Source organism: Tsukamurella serpentis, from assembly GCF_054780975.1.
The window spans coordinates 39,179-47,046 of record NZ_BAAGVH010000006.1 but is presented as its reverse complement, the minus strand read 5'-3'; the positions used below and the strand labels follow the sequence as shown (position 1 = coordinate 47,046).

At 65.7% G+C, this 7,868-nt stretch carries 14 protein-coding genes; 7 read left to right on the top strand and 7 right to left on the bottom strand.

Going from position 1 to position 7,868, the window contains the following annotated elements:
* Positions 1-265: 265 nt before the first annotated feature.
* From ACYVHG_RS13965 to ACYVHG_RS13945, 5 genes are all read right to left on the bottom strand, one after another.
* Complete coding sequence (locus ACYVHG_RS13965; RefSeq protein ID WP_461168076.1) at positions 266-595, bottom strand: hypothetical protein; 330 nt, start codon at positions 593-595, stop codon at positions 266-268.
* 112 nt (positions 596-707) lie between these two features.
* Positions 708-929 (bottom strand): helix-turn-helix transcriptional regulator, encoded by a 222-nt coding sequence (locus ACYVHG_RS13960; RefSeq protein ID WP_461168075.1) that lies wholly within the window; start codon positions 927-929, stop codon positions 708-710.
* Positions 926-1,126: a hypothetical protein gene (locus ACYVHG_RS13955; RefSeq protein WP_461168074.1), complete on the bottom strand. Its 201-nt coding sequence runs from the start codon at positions 1,124-1,126 to the stop codon at positions 926-928. The genes ACYVHG_RS13960 and ACYVHG_RS13955 overlap by 4 nt, the downstream gene beginning before the upstream one ends.
* The gene (locus tag ACYVHG_RS13950; protein WP_461168073.1) at positions 1,123-1,854 is read right to left on the bottom strand and encodes a hypothetical protein; all 732 of its coding nucleotides are present in this window, start codon (positions 1,852-1,854) and stop codon (positions 1,123-1,125) included. The genes ACYVHG_RS13955 and ACYVHG_RS13950 overlap by 4 nt, the downstream gene beginning before the upstream one ends.
* On the bottom strand, positions 1,851-2,672 hold the full coding sequence (locus ACYVHG_RS13945; protein WP_461168072.1) for a phage antirepressor KilAC domain-containing protein: 822 nt from the start codon (positions 2,670-2,672) through the stop codon (positions 1,851-1,853). The genes ACYVHG_RS13950 and ACYVHG_RS13945 overlap by 4 nt, the downstream gene beginning before the upstream one ends.
* Positions 2,673-2,751: 79 nt before the next feature.
* On the opposite strand from ACYVHG_RS13945, the gene ACYVHG_RS13940 reads away from it, so the two are divergent.
* Positions 2,752-3,432, top strand: a complete 681-nt coding sequence (locus tag ACYVHG_RS13940; protein ID WP_461168071.1) for a hypothetical protein — start codon at positions 2,752-2,754, stop codon at positions 3,430-3,432.
* Here the strand turns inward: ACYVHG_RS13940 and ACYVHG_RS13935 are convergent.
* Complete coding sequence (locus tag ACYVHG_RS13935; RefSeq protein WP_461168070.1) at positions 3,429-3,623, bottom strand: hypothetical protein; 195 nt, start codon at positions 3,621-3,623, stop codon at positions 3,429-3,431. The genes ACYVHG_RS13940 and ACYVHG_RS13935 overlap by 4 nt on opposite strands.
* Before the next feature lie 60 nt (positions 3,624-3,683).
* Positions 3,684-3,899 (bottom strand): helix-turn-helix domain-containing protein, encoded by a 216-nt coding sequence (locus ACYVHG_RS13930; protein ID WP_461168079.1) that lies wholly within the window; start codon positions 3,897-3,899, stop codon positions 3,684-3,686.
* Positions 3,900-4,207: 308 nt separating this feature from the next.
* On the opposite strand from ACYVHG_RS13930, the gene ACYVHG_RS13925 reads away from it, so the two are divergent.
* From ACYVHG_RS13925 to ACYVHG_RS13900, 6 genes are all read left to right on the top strand, one after another.
* A complete protein-coding gene (locus ACYVHG_RS13925) occupies positions 4,208-4,777 on the top strand; it encodes a helix-turn-helix domain-containing protein (protein ID WP_461168069.1) in 570 nt (189 codons plus the stop codon).
* A 93-nt stretch (positions 4,778-4,870) separates the two neighbouring features.
* Positions 4,871-5,536, top strand: coding sequence for a hypothetical protein (locus tag ACYVHG_RS13920; protein ID WP_461168068.1), 666 nt, complete (start codon positions 4,871-4,873; stop codon positions 5,534-5,536).
* Positions 5,505-5,921: a PIN-like domain-containing protein gene (locus ACYVHG_RS13915; protein ID WP_461168067.1), complete on the top strand. Its 417-nt coding sequence runs from the start codon at positions 5,505-5,507 to the stop codon at positions 5,919-5,921. Before ACYVHG_RS13920 ends, ACYVHG_RS13915 begins: the two co-directional genes overlap by 32 nt.
* A gap of 60 nt (positions 5,922-5,981) precedes the next feature.
* Positions 5,982-6,413 (top strand): ImmA/IrrE family metallo-endopeptidase, encoded by a 432-nt coding sequence (locus ACYVHG_RS13910; protein ID WP_461168066.1) that lies wholly within the window; start codon positions 5,982-5,984, stop codon positions 6,411-6,413.
* Positions 6,407-6,622: a DUF3263 domain-containing protein gene (locus ACYVHG_RS13905; RefSeq protein WP_461168065.1), complete on the top strand. Its 216-nt coding sequence runs from the start codon at positions 6,407-6,409 to the stop codon at positions 6,620-6,622. Before ACYVHG_RS13910 ends, ACYVHG_RS13905 begins: the two co-directional genes overlap by 7 nt.
* Positions 6,622-7,761, top strand: coding sequence for a tyrosine-type recombinase/integrase (locus tag ACYVHG_RS13900; protein WP_461168064.1), 1,140 nt, complete (start codon positions 6,622-6,624; stop codon positions 7,759-7,761). Before ACYVHG_RS13905 ends, ACYVHG_RS13900 begins: the two co-directional genes overlap by 1 nt.
* Positions 7,762-7,868 lie beyond the last annotated feature (107 nt).

The window sequence follows — 7,868 nt, the reverse complement described above, 5'->3', positions numbered from 1 at the left end:
ATGGACTCCTCTCCTGTAGCAACGACGCTACAGATCAGGTGTCCGGAGAACCGGGGCAAGCTCCCACGTCATCACCCAGCTCATTCCGGGTGCCTCTCGTCCGCGAGTGCAGCGACATCCCCACCGCACCCCTCCTCCACCGCCGACCGAGACCGCGAATCCAGCGCATCCACACGCCGCTGCAGCACAGCCATCCCCGCCGACAACACGCACACGACCAGCAAGCCGACGGCGATCACCGCCACAGCCAGCACCGCCTCCGCGCTCACCGCTCAGCCCTCCACGTGTCCGCCAACTGCGACAACACCCGCGCCGGCTGGGCAGAAGCGTCATCCAGCGCGTCCACAGCAGCAGCGATGACCTCCCGCAAACCCAACTCGTCCAGGTCATCCCGCATTAACGCCACACACAGCGGTGAAGCGATCTGCCGCACACGGCCACCCATGTCCGCGACCTGAGCCATCAAGCACCGCCGGTCATCAGCCGCCCGATCCAACTCGACGTTGAGTCGGCCGATCACCGCGGCGGGATCGTCGTGCCTGGCTTTCGCCTGCGCGGCCACGACCCGCTCCATCTCCTGATCTGCGGGGGTCACCGGCCGGCCCTCCGCTCCCGACGGTCATGCACCAGCAGTGGCACCAACGACAGTGGCGCCAGCACCAGGAACAGGAACCCGTTCACGCCCTGCAGCACCTCGAACAGCCAGGTCATGACGCCGCCTTCACGTCCGTGCGCTGGCACTTCTGCCCCGCGATCCACGTGGCGACGTCCGCCCAGTCGTAACGGACTGCGCCGCCGACCTTCACGAACACCGGCCCCTTCCCGAGGTACCGCCAGTTCGCCAACGTCTCGATGTCGACACCCAAGTGGTCTGCGACCTGCCTGGATGTTGCGAGCGGCGCCTCCGGTCGCAACGACTTCGCGCTCACGCGATCACCTCGATCCGGGACGCCTCGACCCGCATCGGGTACGGCTCCGCGAACACCTCGTGCTGGACCAGGCAATCGACGACCAGTTCCCCGGTGTCGTTGTCCACGTACTGGTCCCGCTGCAGCACCGCAACGTTCAGGCCGTCGAGGACACTGCCGTCGGGGAATCGGACCGACCGAACAACCGCGGCGGTCATCGCGCACCCCGCAGGGCCGTCGCGAGAGCGTCGATCATGAGCCCCGCCTGATATGGCTCGAACTGGAACTCAGCTGCCAGCCCGTAGCAGCGACGCAGGTACGCCACCGGATCGAGCCCGAACACCTGACCGACGTCGTCGCCACGGAGGAAGAACTCCACGCACTCCTCCTGCGCGGCCGGCTTCACGCCGAGCGCGTCCATGAACCGGCTCAGGATGACGGTCGGCGCGGGACCGGGCTGCTCGATTCGGCTGCCCGGCCCGCCACCATCTCCTACCGTCGTGTCACCACAACCCGACGAAGGAGAAGAATCATGGTCGACTTCAGCGACCGCAGCGGACCCCCGCCCAGCGCCGATGAGTTCCGCGCCGCGTTCGAGGGGAAGATCCCCGCGGACATGCCAATCACAGCCGCCCTCATCGAGCAGGTGATTCAGGCTGGCGAGGAGCGCACTGGGGATCGTGACCGCGATCTCGGGCGCACCCTGTCCCTGTTCGTCACGGCGATCGGCAACCTCGAGCGGCGAATCATCGACGGACGGTGACGGGGTCGTCGGGTCGGCCATGCCGGCTCGACGCATCGCCGCTTCACGCCGCTGCGCTTCCTCGATCCGCTGGATCACGGCCTGCGGCGACGAGACGCCGACGTTGTAGACCGTCGTCGTACGCGGCTTCGCGGGCTCGACCTCGACGACGGTGCCGCCGACGGTGATCTTGATGGTCGTCATGCGTCCACCGCCTCACCGGTCAGCGCGGACTCGTGGATCGGGTCGATCGCGGGCAATCCCAGCTTCCGCTGAATGAACGCGATTCCCGCAGGCTGCACATACGTCGTGTACGAGCAGCCGATCTCACCCGAGTTCCGCTCGTACTCATGCGCCTTCACCTCGAAGTACCGCATGTACTGCTGGTACGGGGTGTTCCGCATCGAGCCCTTCGCGATCAGGACGCCCGCGTTGCGGAGATCCCGGAACAGCTTGTTCTGCGAGGTGCCGAGCATCTTCGCCACCGCACCGACCCCGTACTTGCCGGTCGCGTCGATGAAGCTGTCGAACGCTTCGGCCTTCGGGGCGAGCTGCTCGTTCTCCGCCTTGAGCGCGAGACGTTCCATCTCCGCGTTGCGCGCGATCTCGATCAACTCGAGGCGGGTGATGTCCGAGCCGTTCACTGCGGGACGGGTCTCAGCCTCGCGGGTGCGGATCGCGAAGTACGCCTGTGCCGCCGCAACCTCGGGCTTCCGCGGGTCGCCGTTCATCGCGATCAGGTACGCGGCGAATCGGGTCACCTGGTAGTCAGTCCGGGGGCGTCCACCAGTCTTTTCAGGGTTGATCCTGAAAAGGGTCCGAACATTGAAGCCCTGGTTCGCAGCGGCCGTCTTGGCCCGCTCGATCACCGGCTCGAAGTCGCTCCACCGGGGGTAGCCCATCTTCTCCATGAGCCATCGGGTCGACCAGCGGTCCTCGCCACCCTGTGGGCACGGCGTCCGGCCCGCATCGAGTGGCGAGCCACCCTCCGGCAATGCCGGGCTGATATCGTTGTTGTGCACTTGATCTCTCCGATCAGTTGTTGTGATTGCCCCTCGCCCATGCCCGGGCGGGGGGTGATTTGTAGGACGAAGGAGTCCGATGGCGAACCCAGCTGAGTTGCTGCATGCGCAACTGACCGCGTGGAACGCGCCCAGCCAGCCCGCGAACGATGCGCGCCAAATGGGAACCGAATCGGTCACGTGGAGCGCGCACCGACAAGCCGTTCGCCACCTCGAGGCAATCGACGAGTTGCTGAACCTGATGAGCAGCAAGGGGCGGAACGTCACGGTCTACCGCGACGAGTTCTCCAACTGGTGCGCGCACGTATTCGCGTTCGGAAGCGGCTGGGTGGCCGCTGGGAGCGGAGGGATTGACGTCCAGTCGCTTCGTTTTCTGCATGCTCTGAGCGGGCTGCTCGACTACGAGGTGCCCGAGGCCACCCCGGAAGCCCGGCAGTCCGTGCAGGATTTCCTCAGCGCGGCGACGCAGGTGTTGAACAACAGCGGCGCGCCCGCACACCTGCGCATGCACCTCGTCAACGTGATCAACCATGCACAGTGGTGCCTGGACCACTTCGACGCAGCGGGTGACTTCGAGCTCGCCACAGCCCTGGAACGTCTCCTCGGAGCGATTGGTGTCACCGCTGAGTCCGATACGGACCCCGAGTCCGTCGGCCGATGGAAGACTCTCCTGCACACGTTCGTGTACCCGTACGCCACATCGACCCTGGCAGGGCTGTCGAGCGGAACCGCTCTGCTCGCGCTGAAGGGGCTCAGTTAGCTCGGCTTCCAAGCCAAGGCCATCTCCACGATCACGTCCTCGACTAGGCCGTACGCATAGCGCATCGCCTGCGAGTGCTCCGGCCCGAAAACCTCGGTGTCCAGCCGCCACACCTTGCCTTGCGCTTCGAGTAGTGCCAGCGTTGCGGCGTGCCGCTGCTCGCCCGAGAACTGTGCTGGATCCCATGTCACCTCTCACCTCCTCTTGTTGTTCTGGAAGCCCCGCCCTGACCGGCGGGGCTTCTGCTTTCGTCAGGCTGCCGTAGTCCGTTTGACGGACGTAGTCGTAGTGGGCGACTCCTCTCGCACGAACAGCGTCCCCGGGAGGACGCACAGCGCCTCCTCGATGAGCCGGCCCACCTGAGTCGTGCACGTACGTCGATCCCCGTGCACAAGCTGATTGACGAACTGTCGTGACACCCCGGCGTATCGCGCAAGCCGCGCCTGCGAGAACTTCTGCGCGTTCATGTAGTCGACCAACAGCGCCGTGTCGCGAAGCCGCATCCACCTTCCCTTCGATCGCTTCCTGCGGGTGACGTGATTCATGATGCTCCCCTCTCAGCTTGGTTGTCAAGCGCTTCACGACAAGTGTCCATCCCAACCGGACAGATAGTCAAGCAGTTACACCCCTGTGATTCAGCACGTAGCAGGTCAAAGCTGCATTGGACGTGTCGCCAACTGCTTGACACAATGGGCTGCCGAGAGACTAAACCCTTGTTGACACCGCAGGCAGCGCGCCGTAGACACACCACGCCATACCCGAGAAGGTCGTCCACATGCACGAGTACCAACGGTTCGTACAGAGCGAGCTCGACGCCCGCGGCTGGCGGCAGACCGACCTCGTGCGACGTTCAGGGCTGAGTCGTCAGCTGGTGTCCAACATCCTGCGAGACAACCGGGAACACCTCGGGCAGATGCCGGACGCCGCGACGATCACTGGGCTCGCTCGCGGATTCGGCATCCCCGCCGAGACCGTGCGCATCGCGGCTGCTCGATCACTCGCGGACTACAGCGACGACGGAACCGCCCTGACGATCACCCTCAACGAGGTGTCCACGGACGCCTTGCTGAACGAGATCCGGAGGCGAATCAATCATGCTGCTACGTCTACTTCTGTTGCGCCGGCCCCGCCCAAGGGCACCGAGGACCCGCCGAGACAAACCCAGAAGACACCTGGGCAAGTCCGCAACCTAGCGGACCGCCGCCGCAAGCCCCCACCCCTCCCCAACGACGAGCAGTGGGCCGCACGTGACCTCGGCCACGAGCCGGTCGGGCGGAAGATCCGACGCCGCCAGGACGAGGCCGGCGAGCTGCCGGATCCCGACGGCCCGGAGGGTGGCGCGTGAGCAGATGGAACAATCAGGCGAAATCTGTCACACCCCCAGCGAAGAATCAGCAGCAGCAACTAACATCCGCCGTAGCGAGAGGAGAGGGTGTAGATGACCATCGCCAACACGTCGCCGATCTGCACCTTCCCCGAAGTGGCGCGAATCGTCGGCATGAAGGAAGCCACGTTGCGGTCGTGGGCAAAGCCCACTGCCACACGCGCTCCTCTCGTGCACGTCGTGCCGAACGCTCGCCGCGGCTGGCCGACAATCCCTCTGTCTGGCCTCGTGGAGGCGTGGTCGCTAAGCGCCCTACGCAAGATGACCTCGATGCAGAAGATCGCGCCAGCTGTCGAGATGCTCCGCGAACGAACCGGCGACCAGTTCGTCCTGGCCAAGCCGAAGCTGTTCGTCGACGCCGTCGGGCACCTCTACGAACAGGCACCCGACGCGGATGGCGACCTCTTCATCCGAATCGCGGATCAGCAGGTACAGGCCCCGAAGATCTTCGACCGATACCTTCGGGCGGTGGATCTGGACGACCAGGACGTACCCATAAGGTTCAAGGTCGAACTTGGGGAGGACGAAGCCATCCTGTACATCGATCCACGGCTGAATGCAGGCAGGCCCTCGTTCCGGAACGGCGTTCCGGCCTTCGCGGTGCTCGGAGCGGTCGAGGCTGGGGACTCGATACGCAGCGTGGCCGAGGACTTCGATCTCGACGAGCACGACGTGCAGCGGGTGGTCGATGACCGCGACGAACTCATTGCGTTCGCGTGAGCACGTCCTGATCGACAGGTGTGCGAGCCCCAAGCTTGTGGCACCGTTGGGCAGGCTGTACCAGATCAGGACTGCGACCCTGGCTGATGTCTTCGGCAAGGAGTACTCGCAGACGATGCCCGACGTCGAGTGGATCGAGTACTGCGGGCGCAATGGAGTCGTCGCGTTGACAGCCAATCCCGAGATCTGGAAGGTCCCCCACGAGATCGCCTGCGTGCGCGAGTATGGTGCTCGGCTCATCGCTATGAAGGCGACCATGAGTCGGCTCGAATCGGCGATGGTGGTCGGCCAGAACATTCGGCTGATTAAGAGCGTCATCAAGACGCCAGGCCCTGCATTCATTCAGATTACGAGCGGTCCACCCACTCGCCGGCGCCTCGAATGACATCTGTGTAGTTCCTGGTCAGCGCGTTTTCTGTCGGTCCGTACGTGTACAACAGCCGGTATGACGAGAACCACACCGTGGCATCCCTGGCGGGAAGCCCGCGGCCGGAACTGGCTGGAGATCCGGTTCAGCGACCTCGGCAACAGCACCATCGCCGGGTGCATCAACGGCCGCCGAATCCACCTCGCCGACGACCTCACCCAAGCCGAACGCCGATGCACCATCGCGCACGAACTCGTCCACGACGAACGCCGCGTCTACCCGCGCGACCCGGTGCTGCAGGCCCGCGAGGAGACCGCCGTCCACACAATCGCGGCGCGCCGGCTCATCGAACTCGAAGACCTCGTCGACGTCCTCCGCTGGGCGCGGCACGCCACCGAAGTCGCAGACGAACTGTGGGTCGACGTGCCCACACTCCTCACCCGGGTGCGTGCCCTCGACGACGACGAACGAGCCTGGGTGGACGAACGAGTGGAGGACTGGCCGTGCTGACCGACCGTGAGCGCGCGATCCTGGACTTCGAAGCCCAGTGGTGGCAGCAGCGGGGCGCCAAGGAGGACGCCATCACCGACCAGTTCGGGGTCACGCCGGTGCGGTACTACCAGCAGCTCATCCGACTGATCGACCGGCCGGAGGCGCTGGCCTACTCCCCCAGCGTCGTGCTGCGGCTGCGGCGGATCGCCCGGAAGGGATCGCGCTGATGGCCACCATCGAGCCGTACGAGACGAAGGCCGGCCGCCGATACATGGTCCGGTACCGCACACCCGACCGCGCGACCACCAAGAAGCGCGGGTTCACAACGAAACGCGACGCCCAGACGTTCGCAAGCACCGTCGAGGTGCAGAAGCTCACCGGCGACTACGTCGCGCCTGCCCTCGGCCGCATCACCGTCGGCGAGCTCGCGCCGGACTGGCTCGCCGGGAAGAAGGTGTCGATGAAACCCTCCGGGTACCACTCGTACGACACCGCGTGGCGCGTCCACGTCCAACCGAAGTGGGCCGACCGGCCAGTGAACACGATCACCCGCGCCGCAGTCGAGGACTGGATCACCGCGATGCAGGTGGATGAGGTTGATGGCGGCGGGGACGTGGTTCGTGGTGGCGCGGGAGCGGTGGTGGTGCTCCGGGCGCACAGCATCCTCGCAGGGATTCTCGACAGCGCGGTGAAGGCGAACCGGTTGGCGAAGAACCCGGCGCGCGGCGTCGAGAACCTCCCGCGGAAGCCGCAGCGACCGCGGACGTACCTCACGCACGAGCAGGTGCGCGACCTCGCCACCAAGGCGGGCACACGAGAGGTGCTGGTGTACATGCTCGCGTACACGGGGCTGCGATGGGGCGAGGCGACCGCGGTGCGCGTGAAGCACCTGGACTTCGATCGCCGCCGGATCGCAGTCGTCGAGAACGCGGTACTCGTCAAGCGCTCCGTGGTGGTCGGCACGCCGAAGGCGCACGAGTCCCGCACGGTCGGCCTGCCCGCGTTCTTGGCCGTGATGCTCGCCGAGCACGTGGAGGGCCGAGACGGGGACGAGTTGGTTTTCCCGGGCGCGGACGGGGGGCATCAGAAGCTGCCGGAGAACGGCACAGGATGGCTGGAGCAGGCCGTGAAGCGGTCCGGGGTTCCGAGGGTCACCGCGCACGATCTGCGGCACACGGCGGCGTCCCTGGCGGTGCAGGCCGGCGCGCACGTGAAAGCGGTTCAGGCGATGATGGGGCACAAGTCGGCCGCGATGACGCTGGATGTGTACAGCGACCTGTTCGACGAGGACTTGGATGTGGTGGCGGCGGCGATGGACACCGCCCGTGGGCACATTTTGGGCACACTTCCCGCCGAACAGCGGTGATAGCCAGTGACCGACTGTGACCATATCGCGAGGTCAGGGGCTATTCCAGCCCCTTGACCAGGGGTCGGGAAAGAGTTCAAGTCTCCCCGGGCGCACCCACCAACGGT